This is a genomic window from Paraglaciecola arctica (assembly GCF_018861065.1).
Lineage (GTDB): Bacteria > Pseudomonadota > Gammaproteobacteria > Enterobacterales > Alteromonadaceae > Paraglaciecola > Paraglaciecola arctica_B.
The window spans coordinates 434058-451038 of the sequence record NZ_JAHKQO010000036.1; the positions used below are offsets into that span (position 1 = coordinate 434058).

Annotated in this window: 19 protein-coding genes; 7 read left to right on the forward strand and 12 right to left on the reverse strand. The window is 40.1% G+C overall.

Annotation, left to right across the window (positions count from 1 at the left end):
• Positions 1 to 48: 48 nt before the first annotated feature.
• The 6 genes from KO534_RS15165 to KO534_RS15190 all read right to left on the reverse strand — a co-directional run bounded on the left by KO534_RS15165 (position 49) and on the right by KO534_RS15190 (position 2910).
• A complete protein-coding gene (locus tag KO534_RS15165; RefSeq protein WP_215930502.1) occupies positions 49 to 309 on the reverse strand; it encodes a hypothetical protein in 261 nt (86 codons plus the stop codon).
• A 645-nt stretch (positions 310 to 954) separates the two neighbouring features.
• A complete protein-coding gene (locus KO534_RS15170; RefSeq protein ID WP_252732169.1) occupies positions 955 to 1368 on the reverse strand; it encodes a helix-turn-helix domain-containing protein in 414 nt (137 codons plus the stop codon).
• A gap of 337 nt (positions 1369 to 1705) precedes the next feature.
• A complete protein-coding gene (locus KO534_RS15175) occupies positions 1706 to 1999 on the reverse strand; it encodes a hypothetical protein (protein WP_215930504.1) in 294 nt (97 codons plus the stop codon).
• 90 nt (positions 2000 to 2089) lie between these two features.
• Positions 2090 to 2320 carry a hypothetical protein gene (locus tag KO534_RS15180; protein ID WP_215930506.1) on the reverse strand — a complete coding sequence of 77 codons (231 nt, stop codon included), beginning with the start codon at positions 2318 to 2320 and terminating at the stop codon, positions 2090 to 2092.
• Between the two features lie 173 nt (positions 2321 to 2493).
• Positions 2494 to 2646, reverse strand: a complete 153-nt coding sequence (locus KO534_RS23765; RefSeq protein ID WP_215931217.1) for a DUF2442 domain-containing protein — start codon at positions 2644 to 2646, stop codon at positions 2494 to 2496.
• A gap of 93 nt (positions 2647 to 2739) precedes the next feature.
• Entirely contained in the window at positions 2740 to 2910 is a 171-nt protein-coding gene (locus tag KO534_RS15190; RefSeq protein WP_354667944.1) for a DUF4160 domain-containing protein, read from the reverse strand.
• Positions 2911 to 3091: 181 nt separating this feature from the next.
• Between KO534_RS15190 and KO534_RS15195 the strand changes: the two genes are divergently transcribed.
• The gene (locus KO534_RS15195; protein WP_215930508.1) at positions 3092 to 3361 is read left to right on the forward strand and encodes a type II toxin-antitoxin system RelB/DinJ family antitoxin; all 270 of its coding nucleotides are present in this window, start codon (positions 3092 to 3094) and stop codon (positions 3359 to 3361) included.
• On the forward strand, positions 3362 to 3634 hold the full coding sequence (locus KO534_RS15200) for a type II toxin-antitoxin system RelE/ParE family toxin (protein ID WP_215930510.1): 273 nt from the start codon (positions 3362 to 3364) through the stop codon (positions 3632 to 3634).
• A 366-nt stretch (positions 3635 to 4000) separates the two neighbouring features.
• Here the strand turns inward: KO534_RS15200 and KO534_RS15205 are convergent, their stop codons facing one another.
• Together KO534_RS15205 and KO534_RS15210 are read right to left on the reverse strand one after the other, a co-directional pair.
• Complete coding sequence (locus tag KO534_RS15205) at positions 4001 to 6574, reverse strand: glycoside hydrolase family 3 protein (protein ID WP_354667945.1); 2574 nt, start codon at positions 6572 to 6574, stop codon at positions 4001 to 4003.
• A gap of 247 nt (positions 6575 to 6821) precedes the next feature.
• A complete protein-coding gene (locus KO534_RS15210; RefSeq protein ID WP_215930512.1) occupies positions 6822 to 7217 on the reverse strand; it encodes a DUF3718 domain-containing protein in 396 nt (131 codons plus the stop codon).
• Between the two features lie 341 nt (positions 7218 to 7558).
• On the opposite strand from KO534_RS15210, the gene KO534_RS15215 reads away from it, so the two are divergent.
• The gene (locus KO534_RS15215) at positions 7559 to 8395 is read left to right on the forward strand and encodes a substrate-binding periplasmic protein (protein ID WP_215930514.1); all 837 of its coding nucleotides are present in this window, start codon (positions 7559 to 7561) and stop codon (positions 8393 to 8395) included.
• 114 nt (positions 8396 to 8509) lie between these two features.
• Here KO534_RS15215 and zapE read toward each other — a convergent pair whose 3' ends face one another.
• A complete protein-coding gene (gene zapE, locus KO534_RS15220) occupies positions 8510 to 9700 on the reverse strand; it encodes a cell division protein ZapE (RefSeq protein WP_215930516.1) in 1191 nt (396 codons plus the stop codon).
• A gap of 417 nt (positions 9701 to 10117) precedes the next feature.
• Here zapE and KO534_RS15225 point away from each other — a divergent pair, with 417 nt between their 5' ends.
• Together KO534_RS15225 and KO534_RS15230 are read left to right on the forward strand one after the other, a co-directional pair.
• On the forward strand, positions 10118 to 10843 hold the full coding sequence (locus KO534_RS15225; RefSeq protein ID WP_215930518.1) for an NAD(P)-dependent oxidoreductase: 726 nt from the start codon (positions 10118 to 10120) through the stop codon (positions 10841 to 10843).
• Positions 10844 to 10924: 81 nt separating this feature from the next.
• Positions 10925 to 11494 (forward strand): YdeI/OmpD-associated family protein, encoded by a 570-nt coding sequence (locus tag KO534_RS15230; protein ID WP_215930520.1) that lies wholly within the window; start codon positions 10925 to 10927, stop codon positions 11492 to 11494.
• Positions 11495 to 11549: 55 nt separating this feature from the next.
• On the opposite strand, the gene KO534_RS15235 is transcribed toward KO534_RS15230, so the two are convergent.
• Positions 11550 to 14216, reverse strand: a complete 2667-nt coding sequence (locus KO534_RS15235; RefSeq protein WP_215930523.1) for a helix-turn-helix transcriptional regulator — start codon at positions 14214 to 14216, stop codon at positions 11550 to 11552.
• A gap of 199 nt (positions 14217 to 14415) precedes the next feature.
• Here KO534_RS15235 and KO534_RS15240 point away from each other — a divergent pair, with 199 nt between their 5' ends.
• Positions 14416 to 15423: a hypothetical protein gene (locus KO534_RS15240; protein ID WP_215930525.1), complete on the forward strand. Its 1008-nt coding sequence runs from the start codon at positions 14416 to 14418 to the stop codon at positions 15421 to 15423.
• A gap of 91 nt (positions 15424 to 15514) precedes the next feature.
• Here KO534_RS15240 and KO534_RS15245 read toward each other — a convergent pair whose 3' ends face one another.
• The gene (locus KO534_RS15245) at positions 15515 to 15724 is read right to left on the reverse strand and encodes a helix-turn-helix domain-containing protein (protein WP_215930527.1); all 210 of its coding nucleotides are present in this window, start codon (positions 15722 to 15724) and stop codon (positions 15515 to 15517) included.
• A gap of 151 nt (positions 15725 to 15875) precedes the next feature.
• Between KO534_RS15245 and KO534_RS15250 the strand changes: the two genes are divergently transcribed.
• The gene (locus tag KO534_RS15250; protein ID WP_215930529.1) at positions 15876 to 16073 is read left to right on the forward strand and encodes a hypothetical protein; all 198 of its coding nucleotides are present in this window, start codon (positions 15876 to 15878) and stop codon (positions 16071 to 16073) included.
• Positions 16074 to 16205: 132 nt separating this feature from the next.
• Here the strand turns inward: KO534_RS15250 and yaaA are convergent, their stop codons facing one another.
• Positions 16206 to 16979, reverse strand: coding sequence for a peroxide stress protein YaaA (gene yaaA, locus KO534_RS15255; protein ID WP_215930531.1), 774 nt, complete (start codon positions 16977 to 16979; stop codon positions 16206 to 16208).
• Positions 16980 to 16981: the final 2 nt, after the last annotated feature.

The following is a 16981-nucleotide window of genomic DNA, read 5'->3' on the forward strand; positions in this document are numbered from 1 at the left end:
GTTTGTAAAATTCAAAATACCACCGAGAGCGGATGGATATCTGTTCGGCTACAGTTGATAAAATACGTAAACGCAAATGCCTCCCATCAATGCTAGTGCTACTGGAGTCAGCATGACATAAAACCCGTTTTTAATCAGGATTCTATTTTCTGAGACGGCTAAGTTGATGTTGTCATTTACCTTATAAAATGGCGTAAGAATATTGGTATCACAAACGTATTCATTTGTGCCAGCAAACGGATTATCAAAACGCAACTTCAGTACTTTTGTTTTACTAGAGCGAGTTTCGGTACTTTTATTGCGATACACTTTTGCAACGACAACGGCTTTGACAGTTTTTGAGGCCCTAATAAATTTAACTCTAGAAACTAATAGCGTGAGCGCGCCGATTAGAAAAAAAATGCCAACAACTAAACAATAAAATTTCATAATTTAAAATAGTAAATAACGATTTAAGTATGATGCCCGTGTATTTTTCGCATCGAATTTGCCCCGCTTGTTAAGCCTCATTTACCCACAAGCTCCTTTATACTTGTCTAACCAAACACCATCTGAACTCGGACGACCGAAGCCTTGCTCATGTATTAGTTGTGGTTTGGCGTTTTCATAACACTCTAGATATAACTTAAACCCACCAGCATCATATAACCCTGACTTTGTGGTTAGTAACTCTTGCTCTGAACCCAGTGCACTAAAGCTAATAACAACTGAAATTATCTATATGATTGACTTCATTTATGCTCCATTCTATCGATAAGGTGTAATGCCACAATATGCCCACCAAAAAACAGCAGCAAATTGAATTTGGTATAATTGGCTGGTTATGTTGTTACTTTTGAATAGGTAAGTTATGTGCTTTAGAAAGTTTAACTTGTCTCAAGGATACCCTGCAATGTGAAAAGCGCCAAAAACTATCAACTTACTTTTGACGCCATAGTCCCTCAGTATTTTGCTTTACCAAACATCGTTTTTGTCACCAAACCTAATAATCCAACCTGTTAGGTAAGCGGATAAAAAGCAAAGTGGGGTCGACATTATGTCAGGTTTTAAAAACCATGAACCGAACGCAAGCGTTAACAATACAAACTCAATAATTTGCACATGACGCCTTGAACTAACCCCAAACATATTTGCTTTGAACCACCAAGGTAAACTTTTCCACTTCTCAGCTTCTTTATCTATCACGGTAATCTCCTCTGTTAATTTAGAAATATTGACTTCAAATACAGAGGCAAGGCATTTTAATGTTTCAATACTCGCTTTTTGACCACTTTCAACACGCTGGATAGTACGAACATTTAAACCCGAATATTCAGCAAGTTGTTCCTGAGACCAATCGTTTTTAACTCTAAGCTTTTTTATAATCATAATAATTCCTCATCACTCTGTGAGGCCATATTCAATTAAACAGGGACCTGTCGGCAACGACTTCACCCCGACAGCACCACGACATTACAATATAGTGCACCAAACAACGCGCTAAAAATATTTAGTTAAACCTATGAACCAAATATAGTGAGCCAAACATTTTGGGTCTTCGATAATCTGTTTGTTAAGTTTAACTACGTTTCATTGTACACAGTGCAGTACAAATACAAATACAAATACAAAAAAATGTAAACTATGAGTTATGCAGTTGCTTCTGTATTAATGGCGTGGATCAGCAAAGAAAATGTTATGTATTGTTTTGCTGCGTGAATTATATCTAAGAAACAATAGGGTTGAACGAATGTGCCGCACCACAAAATTTGACTCTGTTACCTTGAGAATCGTTAGGATTTGACTGATAGTATTTACATTGGGTTTTGAAATGCTTTTTTGCCTGTGACCTGCACCTTCTGAAGTCTATCGAGCCAGATTTATAGTTGTAGCAAACTGAACTATGAATAATTTTTCCTGAATCCTCATTCCATTTGATCTGATAAGTCTTTTCAGGTTTTGATGCTAAAACACTAATTGAAAAAACAGCAGCAATGATAATTGATAGTGTTTTTTTCATATCCTTCCTTGATTTACAAAACGCTTAAGCTAAACAGAAAAAGCGGGCGTTTTGGCGAAGCCAGCGAGTGGGTTTCTGTTTGAGCTTTTATTATGCACGTGCGAATTTAGATCTATTTTTTAATTGTTTAACGCAGCGTACAAAAACAGAAATCGATGTGATTCCACCACAAATAATTCCGATTTGAGGGATAGATAGCTCAACGGAACCCGTTACAAACATCCTACCAATTGTTGAACCGAGTATAAATAAAGCAGCAATAAAAACTACCACAGCAATAACTAACATTAACCATGTTCCAGTTACTCCCCATTTAGACATATTATCTCCTTAGATTTTGTTAATAGATAACACTTACAATAACGGAAAAAGCAGCGCGACAAAGTGGCTTTTCCCAATGAGCGAAGTGAATGCGGCTTATTGTTTCGTTTGCTGCTAATTTAATGAGTGCCTGACAACAAAACAGCGACATTCAAATCCTCATCGATTTCGGGTCAGTGTATACCGTCACCATCTCCGAGTAATTCCCAGTTAGCAAGTTGCTCAAGAGTGCCTTTCGATAAGAGAGGAAAGCAAACTAATGGGGTTGAAATTATACGATCATCGATTAATTCAACAATTAAATCAGAATCAGTGCATTTGATAATATGAGCTTGTGGTGCAGCTCAATCGCTAAAATTCTCATTCCAAACCTCTAAAAATACGTCTTTGTTTTCATCAACTAATTGCTGAAGTTAACGTCATTCTATTCGAGAAAATCGTGTTGAACTAGCTAAAGTTACTGGCCTTAAGCAAAATTTATGGAGCATATTGTCTCGTTGAATGTGGATATGTGCTGGTTCACAATTTTCGTTGCTATAAAAGAAGAAACGAATAGGACCAATTTCTAAAACTGTAGGCATAATAGGCATAAATTGTTTCTATTGAAACTATTCAACCTTGGCAAATGTTTAAGCAGCTAATGCTTCAAATAACAGGCTAAAACCGCTTAGCTATACTAGCGAACTCAGTGAGCATTTTACTCCTAGTTGATTTGCTTGTTAGCTGCTATTTGTTATCATTGCATTACTATGTACTACAAAGGGTAACATAATGAAGACTGAGATGCTAAGCACACGCATTGATCATGATACCAAATTGGCTTTTATACATGTTTGTGATGAAGTAGGTTTAAGCCCGTCACAGGCAATAAAGTTATTTGCGAAAGCAGTAATTAACTATGGTGGTATACCATTTGAATTACGCTCGAAAGCTCCTAACTCTAAAACACTCGAAGCAATTCAAGAGTTGGAAGGTGGAAATGGAAAGAGCGTCGACGATGTCGAACAACTATTTAAAGAATTGGGAGCCAATAATACTTAAATGTATGTATTAGAATATTCGACCCAGTTCAAGAAGGATTTTAAGAAAATAACTAAACTATCAATACCTGATGTGATTGAAGTTGGTCATGTTATTACGACTCTGCAACAAGGTAAATCATTGGCGGAAAAATACGTTGATCATGCGCTGGCTGGAAATTGGTCGAACTATCGAGATTGTCACGTGAAACCAGACTTAGTTTTAATTTACAAGATTGAAAGTGAGACTCTTAAATTAGCTAGAATTGGCTCTCATAGTGAACTGTTTCGGTAGCACCTAACGCTTGTTAACAAGCACATGGTATTTGTAGCTTCTCGAATTAATATAAACTTCAACCACTTTTAGCGGTTGCCTTTTGATTTTATTCACTATTTATTACCTTAACTTGGGGCTAAGTAGCACAATTCCCAGAAGTAAAAGGAGACCAGACTTTAACGCGACTTTTCTGTTTCTTATTAAAAGCCATGTGTAAAATATTTTCCATTGTTAAATTAAAGACTTGGCGATTTTAAGGAAAACAAAATGGAACCGGCTAGTTTTATTTAATTGGAACAGAAGAGGCGACTTCATTGTAAACGGGCACATAGACTCGCAGTGATACCGAAAGTCTATGCGCTGATTATCTAGAAACCGACTGAATTAGAGTTCGCAGCTCTCAGTGTTTTCAGGCTCGACGATTTTTACTTCGCTTAACTGAATGGTTAACCCCGAATCTGCCGCTAGCATAAATGGAATATCTACCTTTTCCATGTTACTTCCGGCCTTGGCAAAACAATTCAAAGCAAGGTTAGCCTGTTGCCAACCTTGGCTTAATTTGGACTTTAGTGCACTTGTGATGTCTAATTCACCTATACAATCTGCACCACACCCCATACTCAAAGTCACCTTTGTAGCTTGTTGCTTCAGTACTTTATAATTAAACGCCAATGCCATGCCAGACTGCGTTTTCGCGGTCAAATCAATAGGATTACCCTGTATCAATAAATTGGCTACGCCTTGCCAAGTCGCTTCAATGACGTCTTCTTGCGCTTGGTGGTCGGTCGCTTGAACAAGCAATTTTGACAAAGAACTGGCTTGTGAACTTGCACTGACTTGAGTATTGCCACCAGAATCGTTAAGTACTAAACGCCAAGGTTGTACCGGATCACCTGCAAATAAAAAACGCTGGTCATTGACTTGGCTAACAGCAGGGTCAACTGCTTCACTTAATAACTCTAGGTTTTGCTGATCTTTTACCGACAGTCCATAACCATATGCAAACAAGGGTTGATAGTTTTCATCACCTATATTCAGCTCGACGTCTAAAGGGCTAGCAGGCCATGAAAACGACAAGCGCCCGCTAAAGTCATATTGCACATTATCTTGTGCGTCTTTAAACAATAAATCCGCTACCCCGCCCCCCTCAGATCCGGGTAACCAGGCCGCAACAAAAGCATCTGATGCATTAAGTTCTGGATTGACCCACATGCCGCGTCCTGACAAAAATACAGTTACTGTTGGAATACCTTGCTGTTTAAGAGAGGTTAGTAATGCTAAATCTGCTGTTGGTTTGTAGTCTAGATCTGCCACGTCACCTTGAAATTCAGCATAGGGTTGTTCCCCAAAAACCACTATGGCTACATCGGGTTGTGTTTCGAACTCTCCACTTTCGCTTAACTCGACTTGACCACCAGCAGCATGAACCGCTTTTTGTATGCCTTGATAAATCGATTCGCCCTTAGGAAAATGCGAGTTCTTGTTGCCTGTACCTTGCCAACTTAAGGTCCAGCCACCAGATTGTTGGCCAATATTGTGTGCGCCTCCACCCGCTACTAATACTTTAGAATTAGCTGAAAGTGGCAATAATTGATTGTTGTTCTTGAGTAATACCAGTGACTTTCTGACTGCCTCTCTGGCAACGGCTTTATGTTCTTTAGAACTCAACAATTCGAACTTACCGGCGTAGGATCGTTTGGATGGCAACTTAGCGTCAAATAAACCAGCGCGAAGTTTAACTCGTAATACACGCGATACTGCCTCATCTAGTCGCGCCATACTGATTTCGCCCGACTTCACTTGCTTCAAGGTGTTTTGATACAGTCCTTTCCAGCTATCGGGTGCCATAAACATATCTAAACCCGCATTAAACGCCTGTGGACACGACACATTGCTGCATCCGGCCACTTGTCCATGACCATTCCAATCTCCAACCACTAAACCATCAAAACCTAATCGCTCCACCAAAATGTCATTTAACATTTCGCGGCTACCGTGCATTTTCCTGCCATGCCAACTATTAAACGAAGCCATGACTACCTGCGCTCCATGTTGAATGGCTGGAGGATATCCTGCGCCATGAATATCACGCATAGCGGCTTCACTTACAATTGAGTCGCCTTGGTCTTTGCCATTTTGGGTACCACCGTCTCCCAAAAAGTGCTTAACGTTAGCTAATAGATGTTCTTGGCTTAGAAACTTATCGGTGTTGACTTTACCTTGAATGCCCTCAACTAGCGGTCCCGCGAAACTGGCTACTATTGCTGGGTTTTCAGAGTAACTTTCATAGGTACGTCCCCATTTGTCGTTTTGTACTACGGCTAAAGTAGGGGCGAAAGTCCAATCTATGCCAACCACTAAAATTTCTTTAGCGGTAATTTCACCAATCTTCCGCATTAAATCTGGGTCGTTCGCTGCGCCCAAACCAATGTTATGGGGGAAAAGCGTTGCGCCTACTACATTGTTGTTGCCATGCACTGCATCTATGCCCCATAGCAAAGGAATGCCTACACCACCATCACTGGTGTCAGTCGACGCTTGGTAAAACTGGTCTGCTAATTTTAACCATTCCTGTGGTGGCGCATGAATATCTCCGTTAGGCGCACTGCTCCCCCCGTTTAAGACAGAGCCTAAATTATATTTCCCAGCCTCTTGTGGCGTAATCGAGGCAATATCTGCTTGAATGACTTGTCCCACTTTTTCTTCTAGGGTCATCTTCGCTAAAAGCGCTGCGATTTTCGCTTCTTGTTCTGGAATGCGTTTGATAGGAGACTGTTGTTTCGGCCAATTCTCTGGCGTAACAGTAATAGCAGTAATTTTTTCAGCTAATAATGGTTGAGGTTTTTCAGTTGTATGTTCAGAACTGCCATTAGAACATGCTGCTAACGTTGCCAGCAGCGTAGAAAATACCACTAGCGAACTGAGCTTTTGTTTAAATTTTTGATTTATCTTCGGCACGAATATGGCCCTTATTTTTGTTTTAATGCAAACGTTTTCACAAAAATAAACAACTGGCACCGATTTAGCAATAAATAAGCGATAAAACCCCATAATCTTAGAGACATACTTTGTATTCACCCATAAAAAATGGCCTCTGTTGAGACCATTTTTAAATGCATAATTTTTCTTAATAACTGCTATTTGAACAATATATTAAACGTACGTTTACTTAGGCTTAATGACTGTTAAGCAAACTAGCGCGAAATTAAATTCTATCTTTCAGCGCAGTCACTATAGGTGAAGCTTCTAAGCCATTTTCTGAAGCCCATGCAATAACCGTTTTGCCGTCTTGCTCTGGGGTGCTTAAATCACCTTTAGGCATTTTTTTTACCATTAGCGTACCGGTTTCAACAGCGTTGCTAAGCATAGCTGTGCGGATAAGACTATTGCCACTACAAGAGATACCCGTGTAATAATCCTTTAATTTGAGTTTAAAGTCAGATTCAACACGTTTCATTTTTTTACGTAATTCACCTTTATCGTCGGCTTTAACGATAGTACAAATATTTTGTAGCGCTTCGCTTACATTAGCTTGCGCACTGCTTACATTGAAAAAAGCAATAGTAGCGATAGCAAGAGTCGTTTTGGTCAATCTCAACACGGGTAAATCCTCAAAAATTATAGATAAATAAATTGTGAACCCTTCTGTGGTTCTGGCATGAATTAGACAGCAATTTCGCTGCCTAAAAAACATCCAATACGATACTTAGGTATGAAGTCCGATAACTATTTATCATTTACCTTCTAAAAAGGTACGGTTGTTGTCGAGCTCTCACTGTATCAATGATGTTTCCACTTTTTGTTCATTCAAAATTTAGCGAGAGAAAACGGACAGAAAACTACAATGAGTAAAGGTTAAAAACGAAAGCAACTTCGACTACTATTAACTCCACAGGTAATCCAGTGCAAAATGTTGACTAGTAAGACAGTCTGAGTTTATCCATGAAGTTAACGATTTTAATTATATGTAGTTTGTTTGCCATGTCGGTTGTCGCTGTAACTCCCGTCACTGTTAAACTGCCGTCTATCAATTCAGCAGACGATCTTCGTCATCAATATTCGCAACAATTGCAAAAACTAATTCTGTCGTCTTCAGGCTCAGACGTTAAGATTGAGTGGGTTACCTTTCCAAACGAACAACAACACCTTAGTTTGCTAGATAATCGTGCTGTAGATGTATTCGCTAGTGCTACTGATAAAGAAGTCGAAAAAAAGTACCACGCTATTCGTTATCCAATTTTCAGAGGTTTAATGGGGTATCGACTAGTACTAGTGAGAAAAGATAACCGCGATATTTTGGCTAACGTTAAGGGTATCGATGATTTAAGAAAGTTTACTGTAGGCCAAGGGAGCCAGTGGCAAGAAACGAAAATATTTTCTGAGAGTGGCTTCGTTGTAAATACTAGTAGGCATTATGATCGCCTATTTGAAATGCTGAGTAAAAAACGCTTTGACCTTTTTCCAAGGTCAGTCTTGGAAATTTGGAATGAAGAGCAGATATTTTCAAAACGAGATATTGTTATTGAGCCTCATGTGGTGTTGCACTATCCAATGTCTCTGTTTTACTTTGTGAGAAAGGACCACGACGAGTTGATTCAAATTCTTGAAAACGGCTTTAAAGTTGCGATCAACAATGGAAGTTTTGATGCATTATTTGAAAAACACCATGCAGACTTCATTGAACGAGCAAAACTCGATAAGCGCACACTCATTGAAATACCTAACCCTTTCTCACCGGCTATTTCGAGTCAAGAAACCCCGCTATACATTAACCTTTAGTGTTTAAAGCGATGTTGGATTGGGTTGTAAAAACTCTTCACTATAGTGCTCTGACTCTTACGTTCGATAGCCAACCTATTCACCGTTAGGGGGTTATTTTTTGGTGAAGTCGACTCAGTTTCGACTCATTTCTATTAAACGACTATACGTACGACGAAACTCAAATAGCAATGCGCCTTCTTGGTACAATTCTGCCAGCGGCACGTCGGTGCCAAGATAAAGCCGCACTTTTTGATCATACAACTCATCTATTAGGCTAATAAACCGACGAGCCATATTATCATTTTCGGAATAGGACACCATGCGCTCACCAGTAACCGCCGCTTGATTGTCACCTATACCATCTTCAGTGCCTCGGGCCTTTATCCAACCACGTATTTGGCCGCCTAAATTAGGCACGCCACTTAACAACACTGTTTTAAATTGTGAGGCAATTTTCATGTAATCCAATTGCGAACGAGGCCCTTCACACAAATCAAAGAAGTCAAACCACACAACAGGATTTGAAACTGTTGTGTCTGTAGCCTTAATCACCTTGATATTTCTTCGACAAATTTCTATGGATGTATTTCGAATTTTTGCTGGGCTAATTAATCTCGTGAGTTTCGCAAAAACCGCATTAAAATCCATTTCAGTGGATTTCCCAATGTACTTGGAACCCGCAAAATTCTGTATTTGATTGTGTTCTGTTATTGATTGAGCTAAGCGATGATCTTGCGCCCCATCAAGATGGACACTCTGCGTAAACTGTTGCAATAAGGCGATACAAGGCAAAAACTTATGTCTGGCTAAGCCGTTTTCATACAAGCGTTCGATAGGAGTATTTGAAGTAGCAACCAAAACCACACCTTGTTTAAATAAACGTTCAAATAGTCCCGCTAAAATCATAGCATCGCCAATATCAGAAACAAAAAACTCATCGAAACACAAGATACGACATTCTTTAGCTAAGTCATTGGCAACAAGTATCAAAGGATCTTCTTGCCCAGCGTGTTCGATGAGAGCTTGATGAATACGCGCCATAAAACGATGAAAATGTAACCTCAACTTGCCTTCGTTCGGCAAACACTCATAAAACAAGTCCATTAAAAATGTTTTGCCTCGGCCCACGTCACCCCACATGTAAAGCCCGTGAATGCTCTCAGGTGAAGGTGCTTTTTGCGAAGTTAGTTGGGAAAAAAGCACGTCTAAAGCCTTGATGGCCTCTAATTGATAAGGATCTTCAACAAGCTTACTCCCTAATAGTGATTGATACGCAGCAAGGGGAGATTGAGCTATAGCTGCGCGGTTTAAGCCATCGGGCATCTAGAAAATATCTATAAAAACTAAATGAAGAGAACAACTGTAGCGATTTTTGATACTGCGGCCAAATGTAATTTTTAATTGTGGTAAATAGAGGCAGTAAGTTGTTGCCGTCGACGCTCTCGAAGCAATAAACAGTTAAGGGATAGTTACGTAAAGGCTCCTAACTGCAATATCAGCTAAGAGTGTCGTTTTATAAACATTTCAATCCTCGTATTTTGTAACAATTTCAAATTTGATTCGCTACTGATTGAGGTTAGGGTACTCCTCAATAGCCTTGCAGGGCGGTGTAAATAGTGGTGCTGGCAAAGTCACAACGTACAAGATCCACAAAGATATTATTAACTTTATAAAAGCCAATATCTGATAAGTGATTTTTTGAATTCAATAACGTATTTAAGTATCAAGGATACAAATAAGATGAACAAAGTGTTAGTTGTAGGCGCAAGTGGTGCGACCGGTAAACTGGTTGTATCAGAGTTACTGCAAAGAAATGTTGAGGTTGTGTCTATCGTGCGCGCTTCTAGTTCTTTGTTAGATACCATTGCTAATCACCCCAATTATAGTGAAATCCAAGCTGATGTTGCCAATCTTAGCGCTGAAGAACTTATACCCCATCTAAATGACTGCTGCGCGGTTGTATCCTGTTTAGGGCATAACCTGACGTTCAAAGGAATGTTCGGAAAACCTAGACGCCTAGTTACCGATACCATCAAAACAGTGACTGAAGCTATACAGCTACTGGCACCACTACAAAAAATAAAGATTATCTTAATGAATACCACAGGAAACAGTAATAGAGATATTCCAGAGAAGCCGCCGCTATCACAGCGAATCGTTGTAACTATATTGCGTTATTTGCTTCCCCCCCACGTAGATAACGAACAAGCAGCTGACTTTCTGCGGACAACGATAGGACAACAACACCCTTCAATTGAATGGACAGCGGTAAGGCCAGATAGCCTTACAAATGAATCCAAGGTAACGGCCTATAGCGTCCATACATCCCCAACCAGAAATGCGATTTTTGATTCTGCGCCTACTAGTCGAGAAAACGTCGCAAACTTTATGGCAAATTTGGCGACGGATCCTCAATTGTGGGCGACCTGGAAAGGTAAAATGCCGGTGATTTACAATGATGTATAATTGTACGGTTTCAGAACCAACTAGCTAGCTCGGCTAAATATCAAATAATCGAACAGTGTTTTACCTAGAGAATATGACTTAATGCCTAACCCGCAAACACATAAAACTTTAGCCTTTAAGTTACCCATAGACTTGCACAACTGGTTACAAAAAAACCATGCTCGCCAACACGAACTCTGGGTAAAAATATATAAAAAAGGTTCAGGTATCTCCAGCGTGAGTTGGGAGCAAGTTGTGATTGAGTCTCTCTGTTGGGGTTGGATTGACGGCGTAAAAAAGTCCCTCAATGATCTAGCCTACCTGCAACGAATTACCCCAAGACGACCCAAGAGTATTTGGTCGAAAAGAAATACTCAACACGTTGAACGCCTCATAACCGAAGGTCGGATGAAAGAACCCGGACTCGTTCATGTTGCTGCAGCCAAAGCCGATGGTCGCTGGGAAAACGCCTACAGAGTAAGTGAGATGCAAGTTCCCGCAGACTTTTTGGCCGCCGTGGAGCACCAGCCAGTAGCCAAACAATTTTTTGAAACGTTAAGCAAATCGAATCGAAACGCTATTGCCTATGGATTAGATAGTGCGAAAAAACCTGAAACAAGGCAGAAACGCTTCGAAAACTTCATGAATAAGCTAATCAACAAAGAAACCTGACTCACATGCATACAACTAGTTGACAGCAAAAAAATCACTGTTAATTAAACACAATTCATTCAGACAGCCAAGGTTCGTTTTGAACTCTAAGCATGGCTTCAACTCGATTTTCGACATTGAGTTTACTTAAAATTGACGATACATGATTTTCGATGGTGCGATTTGAGCGTGACAACGACACCGCTATTTGTTGGTTGCTTGCCCCCGTCACCAAAAGTTTAAGTACTTGCTGTTCCTTATTTGTTAGTCCAATCGGATGCTGGCGGGCTTTGGCATAAGGCCCTCTTCGGGCTTTGGGGAGAATATCGGTAAATCCTTGAACTATTGCGACATTGCGTATCCATTGCAGCGCTGCTTTTGCCGATATTGATTCAAATAGTTGCCAAGCTTTAAGAACATTAGTTTTCGATAATTTTTCTTTGCTAGGAATGTTATGTAATAAACTCATTCCTGCATTAAAAGGCATTCCAAGGGTTATCCAGGCTTGATGTGCAGCTTCAATTTCGCCCATTAATTCGAATTGGTAAGGTTGTGCTATCAAATTTATGTGACTTTCATTAATTTCAATACCTAAGCGTTTTTTCCAGATGGTCAATTCACCCAATTGCCATTTGTTTAAAATACCTTTAGGTAATTCATCTAACCAGTGAATATGCCTTTTGATTTCGTCTTGCTGCAAGTTGTTCACAGCAACATTGGCTGCAACCAACCAAAAATGCTCAATTAAACCTAGTCTTGCTGGGATCATATACTGACATTCGTTTGTAGATTGCGCGTCTTCCAGGGCATCACAAAGTAAACTAAAACTGCCTTCAGTGGCGAGTCGAGAATTGACTCTAGCAAGCACTATTAAGGCCGGTAGCTTCATTAGGAGAGTTTGATTATCAATTCCTTGCACACCCGATGCAATAGTTTGAGCGTCGAGCAAACGACCCTGTTCTTGGCGCAACTGCGCTTGCAGTCCGACCAAATAGTAGGTCCACGAATCTAAGTCATGAGCAATGTCATATTGAATGCCTTTGGCTGTCAATTCCTCAGCCATTTTAAGTTTTTTGAATCGAATGCAATAATCTGAAAAATTAGTATAAACCCGAGCCGCATCTTCATGTAAACCATGTTGCCTCGCAATGGTGAGGCTTTGATTAAGCATTGCTTCGCCCGCTTCGTTACCTTGGATCACCAAAGCGGTGCCGATGTTATTTAACGCATGTGCTTTAACGATAGGACTAGAGAATCGTTCGGCTAACAACAACGCTTTGTTGCCCCAATCTACAGCTTCATCAAACCTGTCATTGAGCATGTCCAATTGTGACCGCATTGAATAGGCCATAGCTAATTCATTCGAAGCAGGAATAGCTTCAAATGTATTGATTGCTTGGTTTGCATATTCTTCAGCTTTTTCCGCATGTCCTTGGTACCAAAAAAGACGCGACAAAAAACGCAAGTTTTCGCCCACTTTATCGTTGCGACCTAGCGCCCGCCAAAGGCTAATAGCATGGCGTCTCGCATCTATTACAGATTGTTTCATATGAGTAGTTAGTCCCACTTCATACGCCCAACTTTCGTGGAGACTAGCGGCAAGTTCCGTATCAGCATATTCAACATAACTTAAAGCTTTAGCATAAAAAGAGGCCGCTTCTTTGTGTGCTCCCAATGACGCAGCATTTTCCGCAGCTGAAGGCGCATATTTAAGCACCTTTTCTGGATCTAATGCCCCCTCACTATGATGAACCAGCCAAGCGACATTTATGTCTGGAGATAATTGTTCTAAACACTCAAGAATCCGTTTGTGAGCTACTTTTTGTTGATGAGCCGGTTGCTCTTCTAAAATAGTTCGCCTAACGAGTTCGTGTCTAAATTTAAACACTCTATGTTGGTCGCACTGCAACAGTTTTCTAGCAACACATGCCATAGCAAAAGACTCTCCAACTTCATTGAAAAGCCTATGAATCAAGGTAACGGGAATGCTGAAAGGTATATGACTCAACACTTGCAGTAGGTCACGTTCACTGTGTGTTAGGTTCAGGACTCGACTGCTAACCGCTTCTCTAATCGAAGCAGGAATAACCTGCTGGCTGTGGTCATTGTTGGCTAATAACTCAGCGATAAAAAAGGGGTTACCACTCGTGATTTTATAAAGAATTTCGGGGTCGTAACTACTTTTTTTACTAAGTTTTGTTACCCCTGCCTGACTCAATTGCTCGAGATGTAAACGAAGTGTATGTGCTGACGGCATTAAGGTAAGCACGGAACTCAATGGATGCTCTTGGGCCACTTCATCATCGCGATAACTCAAGCACAACAAACAAGGTATAAAAGAAATCCTTCTGGCGACATATTTTAATAAGTCGAGAGTGGAATGATCAGCCCAATGCACATCCTCTATAACTAAAATTAACGGTTTTTTAAGTTGGCTAATGGCCTGATAGAAACTACTGAATATGATGTTAGGAATAGCGCCATTTTCTAAGTGACTCAGTAAATTAGGTGATAAAACTGCCGCAAAATCGTAGATAGGAGCGTAAGGTCTAGGAGTGAATAATGGATCACATCCACACCAAAATATATCAATAGAGGTATCTGCATGCATGCGAATATGTTCTAGTAAAGAGGTCTTACCGATCCCCGCCTCTCCGCTTAGCAGTAGTATTTTTCCCGACTGAGATATCAAGGATATGCTGTCGTTGATTTTTTCTATTGCGACTTCTCGTTCCAAAAGCATTAAATCTACTGGCCTTTAAACATGTTTCTGTAAGGTAATTTAAACCGAATATTTTCAATTTGCAGAAGTATTCTGAAAATTAGGTGCCTTGAACGTAAAAACTGAGTACTCACACTCATTCGCAGTGAGTAAAACTTTTCTAATCTTTGAGTCATAGCACCTTATCAACGTCTGCATCAAAAAAGAACAAGGAACGACTATGCAAGTTACTTACTCTAGGTTTATTAGTTTAATCGCACTTTTTTGGTTAAATACTGCTACCGCTATTCCAATAATCGCAAATAGCGGCGTGTCTTTTAACAATGACATGGTGATCTCAACTGGTGGGCAGCTTCCCTTTTGGCTCGAATCGCAAATGGGCCCACCTACTTATTCTTTGTTATCCAATAGTAATTTATACGCCCCTGACACGGCTAATTATGATGGTAGTGATACAGTGATTGGCGGCCTTGATAGGGACAATCCTTCGGTACTTTCTTCAATCAGCTCCAGCACTAGAAATGCAGGAACCGAAGGTTCGGTGGCGAGCAACAATACTCAATTATATACAGTCAGCAATCTTGAAATTATTCCCGATGGAAGCAATGATGTATCCGAAAGAGGTATTTGGGGAAATGGCCTCGCACAGGCCTCCCTTAGCACCACGGTTTATGATACTAGAGCAACTTCTGAAGTATCTTTTGAGCGCAATTTTACTTTTTCTAATCAAAGTGCAACTGAAATGACGTTTGGGATCCAAGGAGTGTTTGAAATAGATTTATTCGCCATTGCTGATGGTGAAAATAGTCTTGCCGAAGCATTCGCCACCTTAGATATGTTTTTCACTTCGAGCAATATACTCGATATTCAATTTGCGGATATCTCTCCCTATATCAACAACCAGACTGAATCAGGTGACAATGGAAACATTTCACTGGTTAGAGAAACGAATGTTGTAGACACAGGGCATTTAAGCTTAACGGGCGTGGCAAGCGCATCTGGTTTTCTTGGAGGAGGATCTCAACAAGCCTTTGGCGGTAGTTCCATGGCATATGTTTTAGGTATTACCTTACAACCTGGCGAAGAAATCAATATGACACACCTCGTGAGGTATTCTAATTTGGCCGCAATTGAGGAAGGAGTGAACGAAGTTGACGCTCCTGCAAGTTTAATGATGGTTTTGGTTGCGTTTGTTATGGCGATTTACAGAAAACAGCATTGTTTATGAATCATTGCCGCGAACGACCATATTCGATGTAGTGTGCTTCTTTCCACAAAAACGATCGCCCGATCTTCTTGTCATTTTTTTGCATCTCGCTTTACAGGTCTTCTTCTAATTCCAATATCTCTCCGGGTGTGCAATTAAGGGCCTCACATATTTTTAGTAATGTTGAAAACCTAATCGCCTTAGCTCTTCCGCACTTAAGTTTAGATAGATTTGCGATAGTCACGTCAACCTGAGAAGACAGTTCAGTTAAGGTCATCTTTCGCTGAACAAGCAACAAATCAAGGTTTATTTTTAGTTTCATTTTATCCTTTACTCCTTATTGCATTCACCATTGTCGCATTTGTCTTGACTGTATGAATTCGCATCATAACATATCGTTTATCGATAAAAAAGCATTGCTATTCGATATATTGATAGGTATATTGAATTGACTTCAATTTAAGGAGAAAAATATGTGGACAATCATCATTGCAATAACCAGTTTATTATTTATCGCAACTGTTACTTGGTTAAGTTATTACCTAGGGCGAACCAAAACTGACAATCCAATGGCCGCGGGAGTGGTTGGTTTTTTGGTCTCTTTTGTTCCCCCTGTTGCCCTAATTTACTTGGTTATTTTGTCGTTAAAAGAGGAAGTTGGTACAGTTTAGAGCGCATTGCGGCAGTACTAATTTATGCCGCTCTTTGATGAGTATGAAAAAAACCTGTATCTGTTAGTTCAGCCCTATAAGTTTTTGAAATCAATAATTTATAGGGCGATTAGCCGTTGTTTTTCTAGAAATTTACTGCTCCTGACGCGTGAATACTAGTTCATTGCCTTTGCTCTTCTCTTGTGAGAACTGATATCCAGCGGTATCAAAGTTTTTCAGTTCACTCACATCAGTTAAGCGATTCTGGATAATATACCTTGCCATCATGCCTCTGGCTTTTTTAGCAAAGAAGCTGATTACTTTGTATTGCCCGTTTTTACAATCTTGAAACACAGGAGTATAAATTTCCGCGTTGAGCACCTTAGGTTTAACCGCTTTAAAGTATTCGTTTGACGCAAGGTTTATCAACACATTGTCGCCTTGGGTATCAATGGCCTCGTTTAGTTTTTTACTGATGCGATCATCCCAAAACTGATACAGGTTTTTGTTTTTACCTGTGTCTAACTTAGTGCCCATTTCCAAGCGGTAGGCTTGCATCAAATCTAAGGGCCGTAATACACCATACAAACCTGACAATATTCGAAGGTGCTGTTGCGCATAATCGAAGTCATCTTGGCAAAACGTATTGGCATCTAGTCCTGAATATACATCGCCGTTAAAGGCCAACAGTGCTTGTTTTGCATTGTTTCTGTCAAAAGGAGTATGCCAACCGGCGTAGCGATCTGCATTTAAACCCGCTAATTTATCGCTGATTTTCATTAAGGAGCCAATTTTGGCGGGGCTCAATTTGCGACAGTGTTTGATTAATCGTTGAGAATCATCCAGCATTTCTGGTTGGGTGAATGTGTTTGTTATTGCGGGGGTGTCGTAATCGAGATTTTTGGCGGGCGAAATAACAACTAACATTC